This window comes from Frondihabitans sucicola, assembly GCF_030296615.1.
GTDB classification, from domain to species: Bacteria; Actinomycetota; Actinomycetes; order Actinomycetales; family Microbacteriaceae; genus Frondihabitans; species Frondihabitans sucicola.
On the sequence record NZ_AP027733.1, the window covers coordinates 207,210 to 228,496 of the forward strand.

At 64.7% G+C, this 21,287-nt stretch carries 23 protein-coding genes and 1 pseudogene; 13 read left to right on the forward strand and 11 right to left on the reverse strand.

Annotated features, from left to right (window positions below; genetic code table 11):
• Positions 1–53: 53 nt before the first annotated feature.
• The 4 genes from QUE79_RS23195 to QUE79_RS23210 form a co-directional block, all read right to left on the reverse strand.
• Complete coding sequence (locus tag QUE79_RS23195; RefSeq protein ID WP_286347415.1) at positions 54–944, reverse strand: hypothetical protein; 891 nt, start codon at positions 942–944, stop codon at positions 54–56.
• On the reverse strand, positions 872–1,891 hold the full coding sequence (locus QUE79_RS23200; protein WP_491018497.1) for a hypothetical protein: 1,020 nt from the start codon (positions 1,889–1,891) through the stop codon (positions 872–874). Before QUE79_RS23200 ends, QUE79_RS23195 begins: the two co-directional genes overlap by 73 nt.
• Complete coding sequence (locus tag QUE79_RS23205) at positions 1,849–4,854, reverse strand: DUF8437 domain-containing protein (protein WP_286347417.1); 3,006 nt, start codon at positions 4,852–4,854, stop codon at positions 1,849–1,851. Before QUE79_RS23205 ends, QUE79_RS23200 begins: the two co-directional genes overlap by 43 nt.
• Positions 4,855–4,972: 118 nt before the next feature.
• Complete coding sequence (locus tag QUE79_RS23210; protein WP_286347418.1) at positions 4,973–5,302, reverse strand: hypothetical protein; 330 nt, start codon at positions 5,300–5,302, stop codon at positions 4,973–4,975.
• Positions 5,303–6,189: 887 nt separating this feature from the next.
• Between QUE79_RS23210 and QUE79_RS23215 the strand changes: the two genes are divergently transcribed.
• Complete coding sequence (locus QUE79_RS23215) at positions 6,190–6,513, forward strand: hypothetical protein (RefSeq protein ID WP_286347419.1); 324 nt, start codon at positions 6,190–6,192, stop codon at positions 6,511–6,513.
• A gap of 715 nt (positions 6,514–7,228) precedes the next feature.
• Here the strand turns inward: QUE79_RS23215 and QUE79_RS26015 are convergent.
• Positions 7,229–7,537 (reverse strand): helix-turn-helix transcriptional regulator, encoded by a 309-nt coding sequence (locus QUE79_RS26015; RefSeq protein WP_350271763.1) that lies wholly within the window; start codon positions 7,535–7,537, stop codon positions 7,229–7,231.
• Between the two features lie 71 nt (positions 7,538–7,608).
• Between QUE79_RS26015 and QUE79_RS23220 the strand changes: the two genes are divergently transcribed.
• The 5 genes from QUE79_RS23220 (at position 7,609) to QUE79_RS23240 (ending at position 11,513) form a co-directional block, all read left to right on the forward strand.
• A complete protein-coding gene (locus tag QUE79_RS23220) occupies positions 7,609–8,229 on the forward strand; it encodes a hypothetical protein (protein WP_286343524.1) in 621 nt (206 codons plus the stop codon).
• 172 nt (positions 8,230–8,401) lie between these two features.
• Positions 8,402–8,953: a hypothetical protein gene (locus tag QUE79_RS23225; protein WP_286343523.1), complete on the forward strand. Its 552-nt coding sequence runs from the start codon at positions 8,402–8,404 to the stop codon at positions 8,951–8,953.
• A 154-nt stretch (positions 8,954–9,107) separates the two neighbouring features.
• On the forward strand, positions 9,108–9,608 hold the full coding sequence (locus tag QUE79_RS23230) for a MerR family transcriptional regulator (protein ID WP_286343522.1): 501 nt from the start codon (positions 9,108–9,110) through the stop codon (positions 9,606–9,608).
• Complete coding sequence (locus QUE79_RS23235; RefSeq protein ID WP_286343521.1) at positions 9,605–10,402, forward strand: metallophosphoesterase family protein; 798 nt, start codon at positions 9,605–9,607, stop codon at positions 10,400–10,402. Before QUE79_RS23230 ends, QUE79_RS23235 begins: the two co-directional genes overlap by 4 nt.
• A gap of 1 nt (position 10,403) precedes the next feature.
• The gene (locus tag QUE79_RS23240) at positions 10,404–11,513 is read left to right on the forward strand and encodes a hypothetical protein (protein ID WP_286343520.1); all 1,110 of its coding nucleotides are present in this window, start codon (positions 10,404–10,406) and stop codon (positions 11,511–11,513) included.
• A 227-nt stretch (positions 11,514–11,740) separates the two neighbouring features.
• On the opposite strand, the gene QUE79_RS23245 is transcribed toward QUE79_RS23240, so the two are convergent.
• Complete coding sequence (locus QUE79_RS23245; protein ID WP_286343519.1) at positions 11,741–12,307, reverse strand: recombinase family protein; 567 nt, start codon at positions 12,305–12,307, stop codon at positions 11,741–11,743.
• Between the two features lie 170 nt (positions 12,308–12,477).
• On the reverse strand, positions 12,478–12,651 hold the full coding sequence (locus tag QUE79_RS23250; protein ID WP_286343518.1) for a hypothetical protein: 174 nt from the start codon (positions 12,649–12,651) through the stop codon (positions 12,478–12,480).
• 540 nt (positions 12,652–13,191) lie between these two features.
• On the opposite strand from QUE79_RS23250, the gene QUE79_RS26020 reads away from it, so the two are divergent.
• From QUE79_RS26020 to QUE79_RS23265, 3 genes are read left to right on the forward strand one after another with little or no spacing between them, the layout of a single operon-like run.
• Positions 13,192–13,383 (forward strand): hypothetical protein, encoded by a 192-nt coding sequence (locus QUE79_RS26020; protein ID WP_350271543.1) that lies wholly within the window; start codon positions 13,192–13,194, stop codon positions 13,381–13,383.
• Entirely contained in the window at positions 13,380–14,312 is a 933-nt protein-coding gene (locus QUE79_RS23260; RefSeq protein WP_286343517.1) for a cation diffusion facilitator family transporter, read from the forward strand. Before QUE79_RS26020 ends, QUE79_RS23260 begins: the two co-directional genes overlap by 4 nt.
• Entirely contained in the window at positions 14,309–14,977 is a 669-nt protein-coding gene (locus QUE79_RS23265) for a cation diffusion facilitator family transporter (protein ID WP_286343516.1), read from the forward strand. Before QUE79_RS23260 ends, QUE79_RS23265 begins: the two co-directional genes overlap by 4 nt.
• A 20-nt stretch (positions 14,978–14,997) precedes the next feature.
• Here the strand turns inward: QUE79_RS23265 and QUE79_RS23270 are convergent, their stop codons facing one another.
• Genes QUE79_RS23270 through QUE79_RS23280 form a run of 3 tightly spaced genes read right to left on the reverse strand, consistent with a single transcriptional unit; the run spans position 14,998 to position 17,540 of the window.
• Complete coding sequence (locus QUE79_RS23270) at positions 14,998–15,390, reverse strand: arsenate-mycothiol transferase ArsC (protein ID WP_286343515.1); 393 nt, start codon at positions 15,388–15,390, stop codon at positions 14,998–15,000.
• On the reverse strand, positions 15,387–16,769 hold the full coding sequence (locus tag QUE79_RS23275; protein ID WP_286343514.1) for an FAD-dependent oxidoreductase: 1,383 nt from the start codon (positions 16,767–16,769) through the stop codon (positions 15,387–15,389). The genes QUE79_RS23270 and QUE79_RS23275 overlap by 4 nt, the downstream gene beginning before the upstream one ends.
• A gap of 21 nt (positions 16,770–16,790) precedes the next feature.
• The gene (locus QUE79_RS23280; protein WP_434010999.1) at positions 16,791–17,540 is read right to left on the reverse strand and encodes an aquaporin; all 750 of its coding nucleotides are present in this window, start codon (positions 17,538–17,540) and stop codon (positions 16,791–16,793) included.
• Positions 17,541–17,586: 46 nt separating this feature from the next.
• Here QUE79_RS23280 and QUE79_RS23285 point away from each other — a divergent pair, with 46 nt between their 5' ends.
• Positions 17,587–18,261: an arsenate reductase/protein-tyrosine-phosphatase family protein gene (locus tag QUE79_RS23285; RefSeq protein WP_286343513.1), complete on the forward strand. Its 675-nt coding sequence runs from the start codon at positions 17,587–17,589 to the stop codon at positions 18,259–18,261.
• 15 nt (positions 18,262–18,276) lie between these two features.
• On the opposite strand, the gene QUE79_RS23290 is transcribed toward QUE79_RS23285, so the two are convergent.
• Positions 18,277–19,593, reverse strand: a complete 1,317-nt coding sequence (locus QUE79_RS23290) for an NAD(P)-binding domain-containing protein (protein ID WP_286343512.1) — start codon at positions 19,591–19,593, stop codon at positions 18,277–18,279.
• Positions 19,594–19,680: 87 nt separating this feature from the next.
• Here QUE79_RS23290 and QUE79_RS23295 point away from each other — a divergent pair.
• From QUE79_RS23295 to QUE79_RS26025, 3 genes and pseudogenes are all read left to right on the forward strand, one after another.
• Positions 19,681–20,030: pseudogene (locus QUE79_RS23295) on the forward strand (ArsR/SmtB family transcription factor).
• Positions 20,027–20,545: a GNAT family N-acetyltransferase gene (locus QUE79_RS23300; protein WP_286343511.1), complete on the forward strand. Its 519-nt coding sequence runs from the start codon at positions 20,027–20,029 to the stop codon at positions 20,543–20,545. The pseudogene QUE79_RS23295 and the gene QUE79_RS23300 overlap by 4 nt, the downstream one beginning before the upstream one ends.
• 261 nt (positions 20,546–20,806) lie before the next feature.
• Positions 20,807–21,157, forward strand: coding sequence for a restriction endonuclease (locus tag QUE79_RS26025; protein WP_350271754.1), 351 nt, complete (start codon positions 20,807–20,809; stop codon positions 21,155–21,157).
• Positions 21,158–21,287 lie beyond the last annotated feature (130 nt).

The window sequence follows — 21,287 nt, forward strand, 5'->3', positions numbered from 1 at the left end:
GCTGACCTCCTTGTGGAGTGAAACTCCGAGTGGTCTTAGTGTAGCAGTTGCGACTAAGCGGCCTGCTGGGAAGTGGCCTCGTCCTCACGGTCGACCTCGTCGACGGGCTCCGCCGCCTCGGCCAGAGCCTGCTCGATCCGCGCGAGCTTCATGCGCGCGGCCTGGAGCGCCTCGGCCTGCGGGAACGGGGCGGACCCTGTCGCCGCGGCGCGGGTCTCGTCGATGCGAATCAGGAGGTCCTGCTGGCGCTCCAAGGTGCTGTCACGGAGTGCGTCGAGACCATCGGCCCACGTCGTGAACTCCGCCTGGATGTAGTCGCGAATGGAGGCGGGTCCGCGCCGGAATGTGCGGTCCGGGATGCCGATGGCGTGCATGGTGAAGCGGTTGAGATCGACGGTGACCTCGCGTGGCTGATCGCCGCCGTCCCGGATCGTCGACTTGTAGCGAAGCTCCACTCCTCGGTAGCCGTTCGCCGTGGGGATGTCGCGGCTGATCGCTCCCGCGAGGGCGTCGAGGGAGATTTCGGCAGCGTCAGGCTTCAGGGCCCCGCGCGCCTTGTCGAGCATGATGACGCGGGCGTTGAGCGTCTGCGCGACGCGCTCGTCCTGGTCGGCGTCCTGGCGGGCCTTCTTGATCGCCTGGTTGTGGAGCGTGCGGAGGGTCTGGAGCCGCTTCAGCTCGGCGGTAGCGGATGACTGCTCCAGCAGGAGAGGGTTGCCCGCCGCAAGCGCCTTCACTTCGCCGTAGCTGAGCACGAGGTCGGCGATGTCCTCGATCTCGCGCACGGACGCGTCGACGCGGTAGAGCTGGCTCATGAAGCGCTGCTTCTTCTCCACCAACTGATACATATATCCATCGAACGAACCCTGGGTCACATACCGGTTGATCGAGACCTCGGTGTTGAGGTTGCCGGGACGGATGCCGCGCCCGTTGCGCTGCTCCATGTCGCTCGCACGCCAGGGGTGTCGAGGTGGTGGAGGGCCTTGAGTCGTCGCTGGACGTTTGTGCCGGTCCCCAGCTTCTCGGTCGAGCCGAGCAGGATCGAAATGGAGCCGTCGCGACAGGCGCTGAAGACCGCGTGGCGCGCCTTGTCGGTCTTCGCCTCATGGATGAATCGAATGCGTTCGGCCGGGACGCCACGGGCCACCAGAGCTGCTTTGACGCGCCCGTACGTCTGTGAGTCGTCGGGGTGCGGGGTGCCGAAGTCGGCGAAGACGAGCTGGAGGTGGCCACGGGTGCCGCCGTACTCCACCGTCATGCCCTCGTGGTACTCGCGGGCGATCTCGTCCGCCATCAGCTCGACCTTGGGGGAGGCCTCGTGGATGTCGACGAGCATCGGGTCGAGGGCGACCTTTCGTCCGTCGCCGCAGATGAGCAGCATGTTGTCGGGGAAGTCGTCGGGCGCCTCGCCCATGCGTCGCGGGTCGCCAAGACGAATCAGCTCGGCACGCTCGGCCAGGTCGGCCACGAAGCGCTTCTGCGCCTCCGTCGAGCGGGCGGTGAAGTTCTTGACCTCCGCCGTCGGCCGCACCAGGTCGAGAGCGTCGGAGGGGAGCAGGTCGGCGATCTCGGCGAAGATCGAGCGCATCTCGGGGAAGTTCTGGATCGCGACGGGGCGACGGGACATCCGGAATCCCGATCCATCGGGAGTCACCTCGACCCGGTTCTCGTAACGGACGAACGTCGCAGCCCACGCGTCGAAGTGCGCGACGCCCATCTCTTCGAGACGCTCGGGCTGGAGGTATGTCTGCCAGACGAAAGTCTCCGCCAGCGTGTTCGACCAAGGCGTTCCGGTGAAAAACGAGACGATCGGCTTACCAGGACGACGCTCGGCCAGGGTGTTGATCTTCAGCAGGAGGTCGGCGGCGCGTTTCGACGAGCCGAGGAGAATCCCTCCGCGCGGGTCGCGATCGGGAGTCGCTTGAAGGCGTGGACTTCGTCGATGCTGATGTGGTCGACGCCGAGGTGTTCGAACAGGATCATGTTTTTATCCGTGTTGGCGTTGTCTCGCAGCTCGGCGAGCTGGGCGTCGAGGCGCCGGATGGCCTGGGCGATGAGCTTCGCCCCGCGCTTGCCACCGGTGGAGCCGCTGGCCTTGTCGTCCTGGAGGAACGAGCGCAGGTCGGCCTTCTTCTCCTCGATCCAAGCCTCTTCGACCTCGGGCGCGACGGGGAGGCTGACGAGCGCCTGATGGGTGAGGATGACCGCATCCCATGAGCCGGTGGCACAGCGCGCGGCGAAGAGTCGGCGCCCGGACCCCTGGAGGTCTTCGCGTCCGGCGATGAGGAACTTGCCTGTGGGGTAGAGCTGCTTGGCCTCGCGGGCCACCTGCTCCAGGAGGTGGTTGGGGACGGCGATCATCGGCTTGTTGGCGAGACCGAAGCGCCGAAGCGTCATGGCTCCGGCGACCATGTCGGTCGTCTTGCCTGCGCCGACAGCATGTCCGACCATGAAGCGAGCGTTCGAGACCATGCCGTCGATGGCGTTCCGCTGGTGGGGCCAGAGGGTGAAGTCTTCGCTCATCCCGGGGAACGTGAGGTGGGCGCCGTCGGGCTTGCGGACGACGTAGCTGCTGAAGCGCTGGTTGTACTCGTGGCAGATGGCCTCGGTGCGGGCGGCGTCTTCCCAGACCCATTCCGCGAATCGCTCCTGGATGGCGCTCTGCTTCGCTTCGGCGGCCATGGTCTGCGCGGGGCGCTTGACCTTCTTCAGCTTGCCGTTCTTCAGCACCTCTTCGGTGATGACGGGGGCCTTGCCGTTGAGTGCCAGCTCCAGCAGGCGGAGCGGGTTGGCGTCAGGAGTGCCCCAGGTGAGCGTGATGTCGGGAGAGAGGTCCCCACTCTCGTTGGTCAGCTCCCAGTAGGAGATGGGGGCGGTGTAGGTGACCTTGACGCGGCCGAGGAACACCTCCTGGACGAACTTCACGATGTACGCGGGCTTGATCCACGGGGCGCCGAGGGAGACCCGGATGTCGAGGGGCCCAAGGTCGGCGGGCATGACGGCTCGGAGGGCTTCGACGTTTGCACTGAACGCGGGGTCGGTCTCGGCGGCACGCTGGGCGTCGGCGAGCTTCTGTCGAACGTTGCCGGAGAGGTAGTCGACGGCGAGCACGTAGTCGTCGCTGGTGGGGGAGCGGAAGATGTGCCCGGCGAGCTGGTCGACGACCACCTGGGGGTCAGGCTCACCGATGAGGTCGCCGATGCGCGCCAGGTCGAGGCCTCGACCTTCGCCCCGCACGATCGACAGGGCCTCGGTGGCCGATGACGCGCTGGTCGCGCGGTCGGGCGTCTTGTTGACGCGGCGCACGAGGATCGGGGCCGGTGCAGCCTCACCGATCTCCTGGTCGAACTCTTCCATGGCGAGGACGGTCACGTAGTCCGGGTCCTGCCTGAAGCCGCCCATCGTCGGGCGTTTGTAGCTGAGCGCGGGCAAGCCCGTCTCGGGGTCGACGGCGCCCTCGTGGAGCGCGCCACGGTTGAGCGCGCCGAACTTGTCCGCGTAGTCGAGGTACGCGCCGCGCGCGAGATCGCGCAGGGGCGTGATCGACTCGTCCGACCGCGCGGGGTCGCTCTCGGCCTCGATGAGAGCGAGGGAGGCGTCACGCAGGGTGATCAGGGACCGCAGTTCTTGCGGGGCTCGGGGGAGCTGGACGAGGGCGCCACTGATCACCTGGTGGACCTCGTCGTCGGCGATGTGGAACGAGCCCTCTTTCCGGCCCTCGTCGTCGGTGAGGATCACGTCACCGAACTCGGGCGCAACCGTGGATCGAGGGGGCAGTGCGGGCATGAGACCTCGGAGCGCGGCCATGGCCCGGGCGATGTCGCCGTCGTGATCGGTCGAGAGAACGACGAGCGGGCTCTGCGGGTAGCCGGTGACGGCCATCCTGCCCGCGACGTGCTCTGGGTGCTGCCCCCAGTAGGCGTTGACCGAGACGGGGACACCGGCCTTGGCAGGGTCGGCGTGGGCGGTGATGGTCATCCGCCGGGGGCTCGCGCCGTAAGGGTTGTAGGCGCTCGGGGCGTCGTGAAGAGCGAGGTCTGGCGGGAGCTGCGCGTCGCGCTTCTGGAAGACGACCAGGTCGGTGACAACCTCAGTGCCGGATGCCGAGAAGGCTCCTGAGGGAAGGCGCACGGCGCCGACGAGATCGCCGATGCGCTGCGCCTGCTCGATCATCTGCGCGGAGTCCATGACGTTCCGGCTGGTGATGATCAGGACGAGCCCTCCGACACGCACAGCGTCGAACGCTCGGAGCATGAAGTAGCCGTGCAGGGAGGTCGAGGTGCCGTAGGCGGGGTCGTAGACGGAGCCCCTGCCCGCGAAGGGGACGTTGCCGATTGCGACGTCGAAAGCTCCGGCGCGCAGGGAGATGTCCTGGAGGGCGCTCGTGATGATCTGCGCCTTGGGGTTCAGGACGCGAGCGATGCGGGCGGCGGTGGGGTCGATCTCGACGCCGGTCCAGTCGATCGCCAGGTCGGAGGGGGCGTGCGCCATGAAGCGGCCCGAGCCGCAGCCGGGTTCGAAGACGGACCCGCCAGTGAAGCCCGATGCCCGGAGGAGGCCGAACATTGCCTCGATGATCTCGGGTGGCGTGAAGAAGGACGTGTCGAGATGGTCGGCCGCGGTCTTGAGGTCACCTGGGCGGTCCGAGAACGACTGCTCAAGGCGGTCGGCGACGTCGAGCCAGCCGCTCTTGGGCTGGGGCGAGAACGCGGGAGCAAGGGCTCCCCATCCGGGCCAGTCGAGCAGGCGCTCGCGCTGAACCGCCGTCGGCCCTGCTTCAGTGAGGACGCGGAGGGTCTCCAGTGCGAGCAGTGCACGGCGGGCGGGGTTCTCTCGGCGAGCGGTCTCGGTCACGGGAGCCTTTCAGTCGACTGCGACCAGTCTACAGTACATGTAAACCGGCTATGCGTCACGAAACTGAGAGAGCCCCGCATCGCCGAGTGGCGAGCGGGGCTCTCAGGTGCAGCGAGTGTCAGCCGACGAGCGCGAGCGGCGCCGAGTCGAACAGGCCCTGCTGGACGTCCTGCATGTAGCAGTCCGCCGCCCAGAGAACGAAGGCGCGTGCGCCCTCCGATGCCCACTCCGAGACGAAGTCGGTCTCGACGTTCTTGATCGTGATCGACTCGATCACGAGCCCGTCGTTCGACAGCTCGGCGACGACGTCGTGCGACGCGCCGTCAAGTTCGAGCGTTCCCATGAACGAGACGGCGGCCTCGGCCGATGCCTCGTCGAACTTGTGCGTGAAGTTGATTTCCTGACCCTCGATTTCGAGAGTGGTCCAGGACTGCTGCGCGACCATCATTCCCCCCACCTACCTTTCCCTATCTTCGTTTGCCCACCCCTGTGCGAAGCGGTCTCTCTTGTCCTATGAAGCTAACGAGAGCAGCCGACATGGACCCATCCCCCCGACTGGGGGACATTGGACGCATAGACGGTGGGGTGTACTGTGCAACCCCCGCCGATCGTTGATTTTCCGGGGTTCTTGGCCGTTCATCGGGCGGCATTAGTGCATGAATCACCCGGGAATGATTTTGAAAAAGGGGTCAAAACCTGGAATTGATTTCCCCGAACCTGGCTTTTCGACAGGCGTCGGCCTTCGGGCGCTCTCGGGGTGGCAGCTCGGGCGCAGCGCGGCGATCCACGGAGCCGGGGAGGGCCGCTCGCGGGCAAAGAAGAAGGGGAGTGAGCCATCGGCCCTTGGGGCAGATGTTGGCTCACTCCCCAGGGTCCAGGGGGAATACCCCCGTTAGGGGACGGTCGCGCACCGTCTAGTTAGAGAGTAACGCGAGTTAGACCCATTTGTCCAAGTCTCGACACGGTCTCGTGCCATCGTGTGCGACCCCAAAACGGAGGACAGACCTCCGTACCCCCAGCTCCGTTCGTCCTCTAAAATGGGGACAAGTAACCGATTCATCCGCCGCGGTACGCTCGCACCGTACTCGCAGGGGTTCTGGGCAGCCGGGGCGGATGAACCGGACCCCAATCCGACCTGCTCTCGGCTCCGAAGCATCGGCGCAGTGAGAAATCCGAGCAGCAGTGAACTGCGTAACTCGACCCTCGTCAATTGGCGACAAGGGGGTTGTCGCTCAAAGGAACGCTGATTTGACAGGGTCAGACCCTCAGGGCACGTCGGGCGGCGCTAGCTGGACGGACGGCCTCCTGCCGGACGCCGACTCCTGGAAGCGCGTCTTGTCATACAGGTCCGAGGATGCCAGCGAGGCCTATCGACTTGCTGGCTGCGGCCTCACGCCCAGCGACATCATCACGGCGCGCTACAACCTGACCGACGTGCTCGCGCAGGGCTACCTGAGCCCAGTGGCGGCCGCGGTGCTCGCAGACGAGACGGCCACCTACTTTCAGGTCAGGCTCGACCAGGCTCTAGATGCCCGTGGCGCAAGCGTTCGAACGCTCATGGACTCGTCCTCCGAATGGACGTTCACGAAGATCGGCGCACTCCTGAGGATCACGAAGCAACGTGCCCGGGTCGTGGCCGAACGTCTTCGCCGTCCCTGACCTCTGGCGATCCTGCATTCGATGCAACTCCCGCTAGTTTACTGGCAGGAGCCGCTGTTCGGGAGCCGGGAGTTGCATCTAATTCAGGGAGTCGCGCTCAACGACCAGGACAACAAAAAGCCAGGCCGGGAAGTCTTGGACTAAGGAAGCAGAACCTTGGGCAGGAATGAAGTCAACGTTTACTTTTCGTAGGAGCATGCCTACGAACGTGGCGCAGGCATCGTCCTTCGGGCATCGACTTTTTCGCGGACGCCGAAGAAGACGAGGACGAGGGCCGCAATGGGATTGATGAACCACCATTCGAAGAGGACTTTGAGTAGCAGGCGGAGTAGGTCCGCTGTCGACAGATAGGCGCAGGTCAGCGACTACTTAGAACGACAACGGCGGTCGCCGCTCCTAGTTTTGTTCCCGTCGTCCGAGCAACGACAGCCGGGGTCCGATGACGACGCCCAAGCCATGAGAATCGTGCCGAGGTGGGATGCTCAGGCCGAGCGCCCGGTGACTCCGAGGGCTGAACTCAGGGATGTAGGTATGTTGACCGAACTACGGGTGCGGGCGCTTAGTTGTGGAATTCGAACTCACGGCGGCCGCAGGTCTTCACGAGTCGTCACCCGCTCAGTATCGAGGCGGCACGTGACCCATGCCGCGGTTCGCTCGAAGAAGCAATCCGGTAGGTGGCGCGTCTTCTGACAAAAGTGCAACGGCCTTCTCACATTCACCCGATTGGCTCGTCCAGGTACTTAGCTAGTTGCCAGAAGGGAACTCCCAAGGCATTCGAAATTTTGCACCATGTCCTCAGGCTGCCCGTGGATCGCCCCTGTTCCAACTTGATAATGGCTGTCCGAGAGACACCCGATTCGTCGCGCAAACGCTCGAAGCTAAATCCCCGCTCGTGCCGAAGCCTTTCCAGGGCAGAACGCATGGCCTCGAAGTTCTCAGATCCAGAATTTGGCACCGTCCAAGACTTCCGCAACTCTAGCCATGGCACAGTACACAAAAGTGTACTAATTTGATGGCATGGCATCGTCAGCGGGCTCGCAGTCGGCTCAGGGATCTGACCTCCGTACGTGGTCCAGCGCGGCCGGCCGTCTAGAAATGTCACTCAAGGCCTTCGGCATCGATCCCGTGGACACCGTCAACGACCTCAGCTCGATCCTCGAGGCGCTCAGTGTCAACTCGCTTGGGCTGAAAAAAGCGCACCACCTGCTGCTACTGGAGCGGCTGACCATGGAAGAGCGGCCATCTCGACTCAATGGTCACCTAGAAGCCGACGACATCCGAGAGATCTTGGCGAGGATGTCGTTTCTCGACGTCGGCATGTCACTCACTCCCAACGAGGTGGCGTCCTTGCTGGGGTGTTCGACGCGTGTCGTACTCGACGACATTGAGTGGGGCAGGCTCCATGCGATCAGGGCCGCAGATCGGTACCTGTTGCCGTCGTGGCAGTTCGAATTTACAAGCGATGGCCGCAGCGCGAAGGTCATAACCCAGCAGATGGAGATGATCGTCGCGGCGATACCTCCGGAAATTCCCGCTGCATTCACGAGAGCCATCATGACGCTCGATGATCCGACTCTTCCGCGGCGTGGCAAAGATCACTTGTCGCCTCGGGATTTTCTGCTCAGCGGAGGTTCCGCTCGACCGGTCGCCGCAACGCTGCTCCGCTACCTGGAGGGTTCATCGGAGCGCCTCTTCGAAATTTGGAACATGGCATGACCGACGTCAGCGCCGGCCACATTCAATCCTTTCCGGGCGGAGCGCACTCCGTCAGGTTCGGACGCAACACCGCTGTGAGGGACGCAGCACGAGAGGAAAGTGAGCAGGTCAACCGGCCAGCTCGCTCCACGCGACGACCCGGCTTGGGGTCGCCTCACTCGAAAGCTGTCCCATGGATTCCGCCGTCTTCGTATCTGCCTCTTTCCAGCAAGTCCTCGCCTTCGCTGACACGCTTTCAATCGGGCGGGCCGGATTTCTCAGGGGACTCGCCGATGGAGTGCGCGGGTCTATTCGTGCATCGAGGACGCCGCAACGGTCTGGCGACTGGCCGTTGCCCGAAGCTGCCGAGAGCTTCTGTGCGACGAGCTACGCGCGGGAGCCGATCTTGACGACCAGTGTTTCGCGAGCAGCCACGCTCCTGACGATTCCCCAAGGCGAGGTCAGAGGGCTGATCGCTGCCGGCCGTCTTCTGGCGGTCCTCGTGGACGGGGAGCAGCGGGTTCCGCTTTGGCAATTCACAGAGGAGAGTCCCCGCGACCTCCTGCCGGGCCTGGAACAAATCCTTTCAAGTGCCGACGGAATGGACTGGCGACTCCTGAGCGCATTCATGACGACCCCTCAACGCGCTCTGAAGATGAATCTCGCTCTAAATGCCATCGAGTGGGCCCACGTCGGAGGAGCGGAGGACAGTCTGTTCTCCGCCCTTGAGGCCGCTCGTGACTGACCGACCTACTGAGGCTCGCCTGGAAGCGGACGCGTCCCTCCGACGAGACTCTCAGGGGCTGCACGCCCTCCTGCACTCGGGGGACGTCGACTCCGAAACGGGATGGGCGGCGGTCAATAGTGCCCTTAGGAGCGCGCCTGGTCCGGGCGCGTCGATGCTCACCGAGGACGTTCGTTCTTTCCTCGTGGACTCCGGGATTGTCACGAGCACGCAACTCTCGGACGCTGAGGAAGCCGCCCGGAGTGGGCAACTTCATGTAGAGCTGGCGGGAAGCCTCATTCTCAACATCGCGTCCGCGTTCGTCCCGCAAAGCCTCGCCTCATACCTAAACATCCCTCTTCAACAGGTCGATGCGTGGCTGGCCAGTGGCCTTTTGTCAGCATTCTTTGTGGGAAACCTCGTGCTCATTCCCGCCTGGCAAATCGACTCTTCGACCCATACCGGCCTGCTCAACAGCCTCCAGGGCCTGCACGATCTTGAAGACGCCAAACGAATCCATGACCTCGGCGACTTCATGTACGACGCTCAACCCACGCTGCGCCGACATGCGGCGGCCACTCCCGTCGGTTGGCTCAGCAGTGGAGGCGACATGCAACCCGTTCTAAATGCATTGAACGATCTTCAACGCACTATTGCCGATCGATCCGGGGTATGACCGCGTGGGTTCCCGACGCGGCGGATCCGCGCGTGGTCGTGGCGGGAGATTGGCACAGCAACATCATCTGGGCCATGAAGGTCATCCCTCGCGCCGCACAGATGGCGCCAGGGGCGAAGACGATCTTGCAATTGGGCGATTTCAACATCGGGCGAGGTCGCGTCGCCAAGGCTTTCGTGAACATGGTCGACGCCCGGTGCCGCGGCAATGGGATCGAGCAAGTTCTCATTACCCCCGGAAACCATGAAGACTATGGCCGCCTTAGAAGCACACCTGCATGGGTGCGACGAGAGCCCGTTCGGATCGGTCAGCACATCTGGGTCCTGCCACACGGATACCGTTTCGTGATCGGAGGGCGCACGTTCATGTCGTTCGGGGGAGCGGCGTCGGTAGATCGGCACCGGCGAAATGCTCACGGAAAAAACCGCGATTGGTGGCCAGACGAGGTCGCCCGCAAAGAAGCGTACGCGGAGGCCGCTCTATCGGGCCCGGCAGACATCATGCTCACTCACGAGGCCGTCAACGGCGCCACCGAAGCGACGGCAGGCATCGAGGAAGGACGGAACCCCGGCAGATGGCCAGCGGACCGACTCTGGGCGTCCGCCATCTCGCGCTCCCGAACAACAGACCTGTGGAATGCCATCCACCCTGGCATCCTGTTCCACGGCCACATCCACAGCCGAGCCGAAGCAACCCTCGAAGACGGCCGTCGCGTCTATTCCATGGCGCCCGATGAACGACCGGGAAATATCGGCGTTCTTGAACTAGAAACGCTCCACTGGAGGTGGGGATGAGGTGGCAACGAGGTTCGCGGACGACCATCTCCCGACTCACAGGGAGGCGATTGTGCTGACGAGACCCGCAGTCGACATACAGCAGGGCCTGGAGCGCGTGCTCGCGTCGGTGATCTCCCGATGCGAACCCATCTTGGCGACGTCACGATGGGGCGGAGCCGTTCTCCTCCCGTCCAGCTATCTCGCACCCTGGATCCCGCTCGTCACCGAGCTGGTCGCTCTCAACCAGCCCGATATCCAGCGCGTCGATGCGGGCATGCACACCTCGCGCTGGGACTCCATCACAGATCTCTACGATTCCGACTCCGGCACGTGGAAGGTCGGAACCTCTGACGAGTTGTTCATCTTCGACATGGATGCCCGGCAGCTCTATGGCCAGCGGACGGGAAGTGGTGGAACCCCAATGGGACGTGAAGGCTTCGGCGCCATTGTCGAGGTCAGCGTCGGAGCCGTGGCGACCTGGTCTACTGCCCGGATAGGGGAAGTGACGCAGAGATCCTCTAGATCAGCCGTCACGGGGATCTACCGTCTCGACGAGAGAAGCTCCCTCACATCGGAGAGTGAGGCCGACGTGACGCCATCGGGACAGTTCCCTGCGCGACGATCGATTTCCGTCCACGACGCTTCTGGCCAATTCACCGACCTGGTCGCCGACGTTGCCAGTCGAGGAGATCAAATCAGCATCGAGACTCACTCCGGCAGCGCGTTGATGATTGCGGTCGATATCTTTGACAGCCTTGCATTCTTGGCCCAGGGCGTCGGAGAGCTATTTCCCTTGAGTCAAAGTCCTTCGGAAATCACTGACGTCGTCCACATCGGGCAGCAGATCGTTGAGTTGCGCGACAACGACCAAGGTCTCTGGCACGTGCAAACTGAGAATCACAATTTCATCTTCGACATGGGTGACCGAACTATCCGCGAAGCGGCGACCGACGATGACGGCGAACTTCTTTTCGACAGAACTCGCCTCCGCCTTCCGGAAATTGAAAAGTGCCGCGTCGGCGCGACAATTGCATGGCAAGGGGAAATATCGGTGGGTGGAGGCTTCGTGGGCAATGCGGATGACTCCGCCGTACTCGCCATCACGCGCCTGGATCCTTGGTCGTTTTGATGTCGTAAGTCCAGATATGGATAGCCCGCAGGATTGCCACGTCGATTGGCCGGTTCCCGCTTGTCTCTCGATGTGTGTTTTTCATGCCGCTTGGACCTGTGTCCGTGCTGACGGGTGAACGTGAAGCGAAAGACGACTATGTCAAAGTGTCTCGGACCCACTAGGGCACTCAAGCGGAACCCACTTAAGGCCTTCGCGGACGCTCGTGATGTGGAGCGGTCCTCGGGCTAAATGGAGCTGATGTCTTCTTCGAGGTGCCGGTAGATGGTGCCGCGTGAGACGCCGAAGGTGTCAGCAATCTGCTGGACGGTATAGGTCTTCTCGTCGTACATCGCTCGGGCCTGCTTGGCTTTCGTGGCGGTCATCTTTGAACGCCCGCCGCCTTTTCGGCCGCGGGCTCGGGCGGCAGCTAAACCGTCCTTCGTGCGTTCGACGATGAGGTCGTGCTCGAACTCCGCAATGGCCGCGAGCATGTGGAAGAACAGCCGGCCGCCGGGGGTGGTCGTGTCGATGCCCTGCGACAGGGCTCTGAGGCCAACGCCGCGGCGCTCGAGTCCGTTAGCGATCTCTTTCAGGTTCCGGACGGAGCGGCCGAGTCGGTCGAGTTTCGTGACGACTAGAGTGTCGCCTTCGCGGAGGTAGTCGAGGGCATCATCCAGGGCGGGCCGTTTCGCGAGAACCCCGGAGGCATGCTCGACGAACACCTTGTCGCAGGCGGCCGCCTCGAGGGCGTCCGTTTGTGCGTCGAGGTTCTGCTCTTGGGTGGAGACGCGGGCGTAGCCGACGGATGCCATGGCAGAACTGTACCTCGAACGTGTCTTACGGAACATAGGTCGCGGACACGGGCCATGGGACATGACGCGCCGACTCTTGAGCAGCTCTGCGTGACTGTCTCGTGGACGGTCGTTTGTTGCACACCTGAAGACAGAGCTCTCCTTAACGATGGAGGGGTGCGTTTTTTGAGCTAGTCGCTCTTGCGAGCGGCTTTCGCCCGGTGCATGCGAGCGACGCGGCGTGCAGCCTTGTCGTTCAGCACGGGCCACGCGGTACGGATGGCGGTCGCGATGATGCCTGTTGCGACGGCGAATCCGATTGCGTAGCCCGCGGCAGCAGGGATCTCAATCGACAGCTGGAGCATGGAACCTCCACCGTTGATGCTGCCGACCCAGGGGTCGGCTCACGAACCTCGCGGCGTGCGGGTCCGAGGCTGATGTTTCTCGCGGGCGAGAACAGCGAGGTGCCGCCGGTGCGGTGGCCTCGCGGTGGGTGTGCTGACCGATGGCGCAAAGAGGCGACCGTTTTCGGGCACAAAAAAACCGACCCAAGGGCCGGCTGTTTTTCACGCGCTAAAAGCGCAGGACCATTGTGACATGAATTCAGACTGACCTGCAAGGGGCGGCTGCGTGACTAGGGCTCGTCGGCCTGTTACGGTCATCTGAACAAGTGATCAGATGAGGAGTCGGCATGGCGAGCGATCTGGCGAGCATCGATAGTTGCGAGCTGAAGATGGTCGACCCGGACAAGGTCGACCTGGTTCGACGCAGCCTGCCCGACGCGGAAGACGTCGTCGAGCTGGCGGACGTGTTCTCTCTTCTCGGCGACCCAGGCCGGCTTCGCCTTCTGATGTCTCTTCTCGAAGGCGGTGAGATGTGTGTGCGATCTCGCGGCGACAACGGCGATGAGCGAAAGCTCTGTCAGTCACGCACTCCGGCTCCTTCGGGCGCACCGGGTGGTGTCGGTCGCACGTCGTGGGCGGATGGCGTACTACCGCCTCGACGACGGCCACGTCCGGATGCTCCTCGACCTCGGGCTCACCCACACCGGTCACACGGTCGCGATCCACCCCGAGACCACCGGAACCGACCAGTGACCGACACCCACCAGCACGACAAAGCACACAGCCACGGGGCCGCCCCCGACGCGAACACCCGGCTCCTCAGCATCGCCCTGGCCCTGATCGTCGGTTTCCTCCTCATCGAGGTCATCGTCGCCATCATCTCCGGCTCGCTGGCACTGCTCTCGGACGCCGGTCACATGCTCACCGACGCCGCCGCCCTCGCCGGGTCGCTCGTCGCGATCCGACTCGCTGCCCGCCCCAGCAGCTCAAGGTGGACATTCGGGCTGAAGCGCGCCGAGATCCTCTCCGCCGCGGTGAATGGCGTCACCCTCGTCGTCATCAGTGGCATCGTCGCCGTCGAAGCCATCCGACGCCTCCTCGACCCACCCGAGGTCGAAGGCGGCCCGGTCCTCGTCGTCGCGCTCCTCGGAGTGGCCGTGAACCTCGTCGCCGTGTGGGTGCTAGCGAAAGCCAACCGTCAGAGCCTGAACGTCGAAGGGTCCTTCCAGCACATCCTCACCGACCTGTATGGGTTCATCGCCACCGTCGTCGCCGGGATCGTCATCCTCGTCACCGGCTTCACCCGCGCCGACTCCATCGCCTCCCTGATCGTTGTGGTCTTGATGCTGCATGCGGCGTGGGGGCTGCTGAAAGACTCCGGCCGCATCCTCCTCGAGGGCACCCCAGAAGGTGTGGACCTTGACGCCATCCGAGGGCACCTACTCGAACCCGCCCACGTTCTCGCAATCCACGACCTCCACGCGTGGACCGTCACCTCGGACCTCCCCGCCCTGTCAGCGCACGTGACCCTGACGGACGAGTGCTTCCAGGACGGCCACGCACCCCGAGTCCTCGACGAACTGCAAGCGTGCCTGGTCGGCCATTTCGACGTCGAGCACAGCACCTTCCAACTCGAACCCGCCGGCCACACCGCCCACGAACCCGGAACGGACCACGCATGACCAGCACCGAAGCCCTCGCTGTCCCGCCTCGTACCCGGATCTTACGCCGCCGGATACGGCTGATCGTCGCGGCGACCATCACCTACAACGCCATCGAGGCGGTCGTCGCGATCACCGCCGGTACCATGGCCTCCTCCGCAGCCCTCGTCGGCTTCGGCCTAGATTCCATCGTCGAAGTCCTCTCCGCCGCGGCAATCGCCTGGCAATTCACCGCCCGCGATCCCGAGGCCAGGGAGCGGACCGCCCTCCGCGTCATCGCAATTTCGTTCTTTGCTCTCGCGATCTACGTCACCATCGACGCCGCCCTGTCGCTAACAGGCGTCCGTCAGGCCGAGCACAGCCCCATCGGCATCGTCCTCACCGTCATCAGCTTGCTGATCATGCCTGCCCTGAGCCTTGCCGAACGCCGCACCGGACGAGAACTGGGATCGGCGTCCGCGATCGCCGACTCCAAACAGACCCTCATCTGCGCCTACCTGTCCGCGGCGGTCCTCGTCGGGCTCCTGCTCAACAGCTTGTTCGGGTGGACCTGGGCCGACCCCATCGCAGCCCTCGTCGTCGTCGGCTTCGCCGTCAAAGAAGGCGTCGAGGCATGGAAGGGCGACAGCTGCACCGTTCCCGTATCCGTGCTGACCGGTGAACGCGAAGCGGAAGAGGACGACTAGCTCCCCTCCAGGTCATAGCGTCAGGCGAACAGGTCGGAGGTGATGCGCGCCGCGACCGCTTCCCTCAAGGGCCGGACGGAGTCCACGTCCCAGTTCTCCGGATTCGGGAAGGACCACTCCAACACCCGTCCCGCGGGCGTGCTCGGCAAGACTAGGCCAGGCTTCATGAGGACGACGACGTCGGCCTCTTGGAGGTCGGTGACGGTGACGGCCCGCGGTTCCCGCTGGCTGATGTCCATCCCCAGCTCCGCGATACTCGCCGCGACGGCCGGGTTCACTGTCTTGTCGGGCGCGATCCCCGCTGAGGTGACCGTGTAGTCGTTTCCGGCGAGGTGTTCGAGGAGGGCTGCGCCGAGTTGGGAGCGGCCGGCGTTGTGCTGGCAGATGAACAAGACGGTGGGCTTGTCGGTCATGCGGTCACCGCCTGGCGGTGCTCGCGGGACCATGCCTGGGTGGCGATCTGCACCGCGTCCCACGGGGAACCGAGCGGTGGTGTGTAGGAGAGGTCGAGTTCGCTGACCTGCTCCACGGTGAGGCCGGCGTGCAAGGCGACGGCGTACGTGTCGACGCGTTTGGCGGTCTCGGTGCCAAGACGGCCGACGAGCTGAGCGCCGAGGAGTTTGCCGTCGCGGCTGTCGCCGGTGACGCGGATCGAGATCGGTTGCGCGCCCGGGTAGTACTTCTTGTGGTCATCCGCGATCGCGGTCGTGCTGACGGGGGCGAACCCGGCAGCGGCGGCTTCGTGTTCGCGAAGGCCGGTCCGGGAGGCGACGAGGTCGAACACTTTCACGACCTGAGTGCCGACGGATCCCGCGAACCGGGCGGTGCCACCGAGGGCGTTCTCGCCGGCGACGCGGCCCTGCTTGTGAGCCGTCGTCCCGAGAGGGAGATACGTCAAGCCGAGGAGGCGGTGGTGGGTGGTGACCCCGTCACCGGCCGCGAACACGTCGGGAAGACCCGTCCGCATCGTGTCGTCGACGACGACCGCCCGGCCAGCACCAAGCGTCGCGCCGGCGCGCTCGAGGAGGTCCGTGTTCGGGCGGACCCCGACGACAACCAGGACAACGTCGGCCGTGTGGGTGACGGGGGTGCCCTGGTGGGTGGCGCTGACGGTGAGGCTGTCGCCGGTTTTGTCGATGCGGTTCACGATGGTGTCCGTGAGGACGGTGACGCCGTGGTCGGTGAGTTCAGTGTGAACGAGGGCGCCGAGTTCGGGGTCGAGGGTGGAGAGCACTTCCGGACCGCGCTGAATCTGGGTCGTCTTGATGCCGCGGACGGTGAACGCTTCCGCCATTTCAAGGCCCACGTAGCCGGCGCCGACGATGATCGCGGTCTCAGGGTTCCGGGTCTCGAGGAACCGGTCGAGGGCGAAGGTGTCGCCCATGGAGTGGATGACGTGCACCCCGTCGTCCGGCCCCAGGATGTCGAGGCCGTCGATGCCGGCGCGGGAGGGCAGCGCCCCGGTGCCGACCATGAGGGCGTCGTAGGCGATGAGGGATCCGGTGCCGTCGAGGGCGCGGACGGCGAGGCGGTGACCTACGACGTCGATCGACGTCGCGAACGTCTCCAACCGGAGGTTCATCCCGGTCGCTTCGAGGTCGGCATGGGTGCGGTGAGCGAGGGACTGCCAGGGCTGCACTTCGCGGGAGAAGAAGTACGGAATCCCGCAGATGGAGAAGTTCGGGTAAGCGTCCGCGACGACCACGGTCACGTCTACGGACGGGTCGAGTTCGCGGGCGCGGAGGGCGGCGGAGATGCCGGCGTCCGATCCGCCGATGGCAACGAGATGCATGAGAGGGCCTTTCGGGGCGGGTCAGGCGGACGCCTGGTCGAGGTGCGGGATGACGACGTCGTCGGCGGACCGGGCGACGTCGGGATAGAGAACGAGAAGCAGGGCACAGCCGACCGCGGCTCCCACCAGCTGGACGCCGATGAAGGCGGGGGCGGAGGTGGGGGCGATGCCGGCGAAGGTGTCGGTGAAGATCCGGCCGATGGTCACGGCAGGGTTCGCGAACGAAGTCGAGCTGGTGAACCAATACGCCGCCCCGATGTACGCCCCGACCGCAGGAGCAGCCAGGGCCCCGCGGCCGGTGCGTGCGAGGGCAAAGATCACCAGGATCAGCCCTGCCGTGGCGACGATCTCCCCGAGGAGATGCCCGCCAGTGGCGCGGTGCGTGGTTGCGATGGTCGTGCGGGTGTCGAACATGGTGTTCGCCAGGACTGCTCCGAGGATCGCCCCAACGACCTGCGCGACAACGTAGGGAAGGACCATCGCTGAACGGAGCCCGGTGCGGGTGCGACGGCCAAGAGCCCAGTCCGCCAGCGTGACCACCGGGTTGAAGTGCGCCCCCGAGATCGGACCGAGCATCAGGATCAGAACCGTCAGGCCGAAAGCGGTAGCGAGGCTGTTCTCCAGCAGTTGCAGCCCGACGTCGCGCGGGCTGAGCTGCTGGGCCATGATCCCCGAACCGACAACGACCGTCACCAGAAGAGCCGTCCCGAGCAGCTCCGCCAGCAGGCGGCGCAGGAGATCGGTGCGTGGGATCGGGGTCAAGAAGGGCACTTGCACATCTTGACGCCAAGACGGTACCTCAGTCAAGATTGAGGTAATGAACGCTGAGCTAACAGAGATGATCGAGGCGCGGGCTGCGAAACATGCCGCCCTGGCCGATCCGGCACGCCTACGGATCGTCGACCTGTTAACCCTTGGGGATGTCTCCCCGACCGACATGAGCCAGCAGCTCGGCATGCCCTCGAACCTCGTGGCGCATCACCTGAAGGTGCTGGAAGGCGTGGGCATTCTGGTTCGGGTCCGGTCAGAGGGCGACCGCAGGCGCAGCTATCTCCACCTCGCCCCAGGTTCCTTGTCGGGGCTGACTCCGACATCCTCGGTCGCCGGCCACCGGGTTGTGTTCGTTTGCACCGGGAACTCCGCCCGGTCACAGCTCGCCGCAGCGCTGTGGGCCAGCGCCAGCAGTATCCCTGCCGCATCCGGGGGAACTCACCCCGCCGAGCGCGTCGAACCGGGCGCTATCCGGGCAGCGAAGCGGCACCACCTGAACCTGCAAGAGGCCACCCCGCAAATGCTCTCTGACGTTCTCGCGCCGGATGACTTCGTGGTCACGGTCTGCGACAACGCCCATGAGGAACTCTCCGTCCCGTCCGGGCTGCACTGGTCGATCCCCGACCCTGTCCGTCTGGGCACGGATGCGGCATTCGAGGCCGCTTTCACGGACCTCGAACACCGCATCCAGGAACTTGCGCCCCGTCTCGCCCCCGCCTAGCGGCGACTGGTTCGCTCAAGCGGTGACGGGGGCACGGCCGATCTGCAGAAGTGTCGATGCAGGGGCGCAGCAGGCGCCGCCTCTGGCGCCGGTGGGGTCGTCGAACAACCCTGCCCCGCCACACACGCCGGTGTCAGGGAGGATGAGGTCGATGCGGGCGGCGGCCTCGTGGTCGCCGGCCAGTTCCGCGACGACGCTGCGGATCTGCTCGTATCCGGTCATCGCCAGGAACGTGGGCGCGCGGCCGTAGGACTTCGCGCCGACGAGGTAGAAATCCTGTTCCGGTTGTGCCAGGTCCGCAGCTCCGGTGGCTCGGACGGACCCGCAGCTATGTACGTTGGGGTCGACCTCCGCCGCGATTCGGATGGGTGCCTGCAACGTGGCATCCAGCTCGAGGCGCACCTCCGACAGGAACGACAGGTCGGGTCGGAACCCGGTCAGGGCGACGACGAGGTCTGCCTCGGGCAGGGCGCGTCCGTCTTCGGAGATGAGGACGGCGCCGGTGTCGGTGGTGTTGATTCGTTCGACGCGGAACCCGGTGACGAGATCCACGATCCCCGCCTCGACGGACTTCTGCGCACGAGCGCCGAGGGCTCCGCGCTCGGGCAGCTCGTCGGCCGTGCCGCCACCGAATGTGTTCCCAACGCCACCTCGACGAAGGACCCATGTGATGCGGGTATCGGGGTGCTGTTTGGCGACGCGGGTGAGTTCGTTGATCGCGGTCGCCGCGGAGTGCCCACTGCCCACGACGACCGTGTGTTTGCCGGCGAACCGGTCATGGTCGTGGAAGTCAGGGATGCGATCGGAGATGAACGCGGCCGCTGCCTTCTCGCCGAGGGCGGGGAGACCGTCGGCGCCCAGCGGGTTCGGGGTCGACCAGGTTCCCGACGCGTCGATGACAGCACGAGCGGTGATGCGTTCCTCGGTCCCGCCGGCGTTGACGTGAACGGTGAAGGGCTGCTCGCTTCGGCCCGCATCCACCAGCCGGTCACGGCCCTGCCGACCGATACCAGTCACGGTGGTGCCGTACCGCACCCGGTCACCCAACGCCTCAGCGAGAGGCGAGAGGTAGCGGCTGATCCACTGCGCTCCGGTCGGGTAGCCCTTCGCCGGAGCCGTCCATCCGGTTCCTTCAAGCAGCCGGCCGGCCGTGGTGTCGACGAGTTCTGACCAGTCCGAAAACAGCCGGACGTGGCCCCACTCATTCACAGCGGCCGCCGGGCCGTCGCCAGCTTCGAGTACCAGGGGGTCAAGGCCACGTTCGAGAAGGTGGGCGGCAGCGGCAAGGCCCTGCGGGCCGGCGCCGATGACGACAACGGGAAGATCAGACACGGGAAAACTCCTCGGATCGACAACAATCAATACATCGACTGTGCTCGATACATCGACAGATGTCAATGCGACTGGCAGAATGAGGCCATGACCACCAGTGCCTCGCTTCTCGCGCCCACCGACGCGGCGTGCTGCGCCCCGACCAGTGAGGACGCCCTCACGGCGTCCGCAGCGGAAGACGTCGCCAAGGTGTTCAAGGCGCTCGGCGATCCCACCCGAGTGCGGCTCCTGTCACTCATCGCGGCAAGCCCTACGGGGAAGCCTGCATCTGTGACCTCACGGCACCGGTCGGGCTGTCGCAGCCCACGGTGTCGCATCACATGAAGCAGCTCGTCGACGCCGGCCTTGCCATCCGCGAACAGCGCGGCAAATGGGCGTACTACCGTGCCGACTTCGCCGCCCTCACCGCCAGCAGTCGGACCCTCAACCCGGCATGACCGAGGTGACGATCCGTGCGATGAAGGCGGGCGACTGGCCTGCCGTCGAACGGATTTACGCCGAGGGCATCGCGTCGGGTAACGCGACCTTCCAGGACAAGCCTCCGTCCTGGGAGGAGTTCGATGGCGGAAAAATTCGAGGACTCCGACTCGTCGCCGTGGACACGCAGGACAACGTCGTCGGGTGGGCGGCCGCGTCGAGCGTGTCGTCGCGGCCGGTGTATCAGGGGGTCATCGAGCACTCCATCTATGTCTCCAAGAACGCCCGCGGTGCCGGGGTTGGCCACCTGCTCCTGGCGGAATTCATCACCACATCCGAAGCAGCGGGAGTCTGGATGATTCAATCCGCGGTCTTCCCCGAGAACCGCGGAAGCCTCGCCCTTCATGCCGCCCACGGATTCCGAGAGGTCGGCATCCGGGAACGCATTGGGCGGATGAGCTTCGGCCCGTGGGCAGGACAGTGGCGAGACAACGTCTTCCTCGAACGCCGCAGCACCGTCACCGGAACCAACTAGGAACGACGCCCCTCGCCTAAGAATGCGCTTTGAAGGATCGCCGCTTGGGTGACAGCGGCGGAGTCAAATCGCCGGCTGCGACGAAATGCCAACGACAACTGAGCGACGTGCTGCGATCGCGCCAGTGCGACGTACGGAACAGCGTTCTCCATCTCGCGGAGACGCGTCTGCCTCCTCGTCAGGGTGAGGCATTTCGTCTCGTCCCTGGTCAGTGCGTTGGCGCCGATACGATTGACGCAGTGCTGCAATGGGGGAGAGTCCGTGGTCGAAAAAGTTCAGTGGCGGACAATTTCCCGCGAGGACTTCGAGCGAATCGTGAACGTGCTTATCACTCGTGACGGTGACGCCCTCGGATACGCCGCTTCGGCACCCAGCGGCCGCGGCGGTGACGGCGGCATCGACATCGTCTTTCGGGACAAGACATCTGGTTCAGTCGTCCATGTGTTTCAACTGAAGCATTTCCCTGAAGGCTTTTCGGGGGCTGGCGTGACAGTCGACGCAAGCAAATCAAGAAGTCGTTCACGACAGCGACAGCCCTGGGCATGCCGGACTGGACCTTGGTGGTGCCAGAAGAGTTTACGGACGCCGAACAAAAGTGGGTTTCGAAGCTGAGCGATGGCACCTCGATTCGAACTCACATTCTTGGCTCCGTTGAGCTGGACAGACTCCTCGCCAAACATCCCGACGTCCAAGACTGGAGCGTGCGCAGCGCGGTGGACTTGGCCCTTTCAAGGATTGGCCA

Bases quoted from the DNA above. Each gene is read 5' to 3' on its own strand.
- QUE79_RS23195 (WP_286347415.1), bottom strand. From the start codon at position 944: ATGGAGCAGCGCAACGGGCGCGGCATCCGTCCCGGCAACCTCAACACC.
- QUE79_RS23210 (WP_286347418.1), bottom strand. From the start codon at position 5,302: ATGATGGTCGCGCAGCAGTCCTGGACCACTCTCGAAATCGAGGGTCAG.
- QUE79_RS26015 (WP_350271763.1), bottom strand. From the start codon at position 7,537: ATGCCATGCCATCAAATTAGTACACTTTTGTGTACTGTGCCATGGCTA.
- QUE79_RS23220 (WP_286343524.1), top strand. From the start codon at position 7,609: ATGTCACTCAAGGCCTTCGGCATCGATCCCGTGGACACCGTCAACGAC.
- QUE79_RS23225 (WP_286343523.1), top strand. From the start codon at position 8,402: ATGGATTCCGCCGTCTTCGTATCTGCCTCTTTCCAGCAAGTCCTCGCC.
- QUE79_RS23230 (WP_286343522.1), top strand. From the start codon at position 9,108: ATGCTCACCGAGGACGTTCGTTCTTTCCTCGTGGACTCCGGGATTGTC.
- QUE79_RS23235 (WP_286343521.1), top strand. From the start codon at position 9,605: ATGACCGCGTGGGTTCCCGACGCGGCGGATCCGCGCGTGGTCGTGGCG.
- QUE79_RS23245 (WP_286343519.1), bottom strand. From the start codon at position 12,307: ATGGCATCCGTCGGCTACGCCCGCGTCTCCACCCAAGAGCAGAACCTC.
- QUE79_RS23250 (WP_286343518.1), bottom strand. From the start codon at position 12,651: ATGCTCCAGCTGTCGATTGAGATCCCTGCTGCCGCGGGCTACGCAATC.
- QUE79_RS26020 (WP_350271543.1), top strand. From the start codon at position 13,192: ATGAGCGAAAGCTCTGTCAGTCACGCACTCCGGCTCCTTCGGGCGCAC.
- QUE79_RS23265 (WP_286343516.1), top strand. From the start codon at position 14,309: ATGACCAGCACCGAAGCCCTCGCTGTCCCGCCTCGTACCCGGATCTTA.
- QUE79_RS23270 (WP_286343515.1), bottom strand. From the start codon at position 15,390: ATGACCGACAAGCCCACCGTCTTGTTCATCTGCCAGCACAACGCCGGC.
- QUE79_RS23275 (WP_286343514.1), bottom strand. From the start codon at position 16,769: ATGCATCTCGTTGCCATCGGCGGATCGGACGCCGGCATCTCCGCCGCC.
- QUE79_RS23285 (WP_286343513.1), top strand. From the start codon at position 17,587: ATGAACGCTGAGCTAACAGAGATGATCGAGGCGCGGGCTGCGAAACAT.
- QUE79_RS23300 (WP_286343511.1), top strand. From the start codon at position 20,027: ATGACCGAGGTGACGATCCGTGCGATGAAGGCGGGCGACTGGCCTGCC.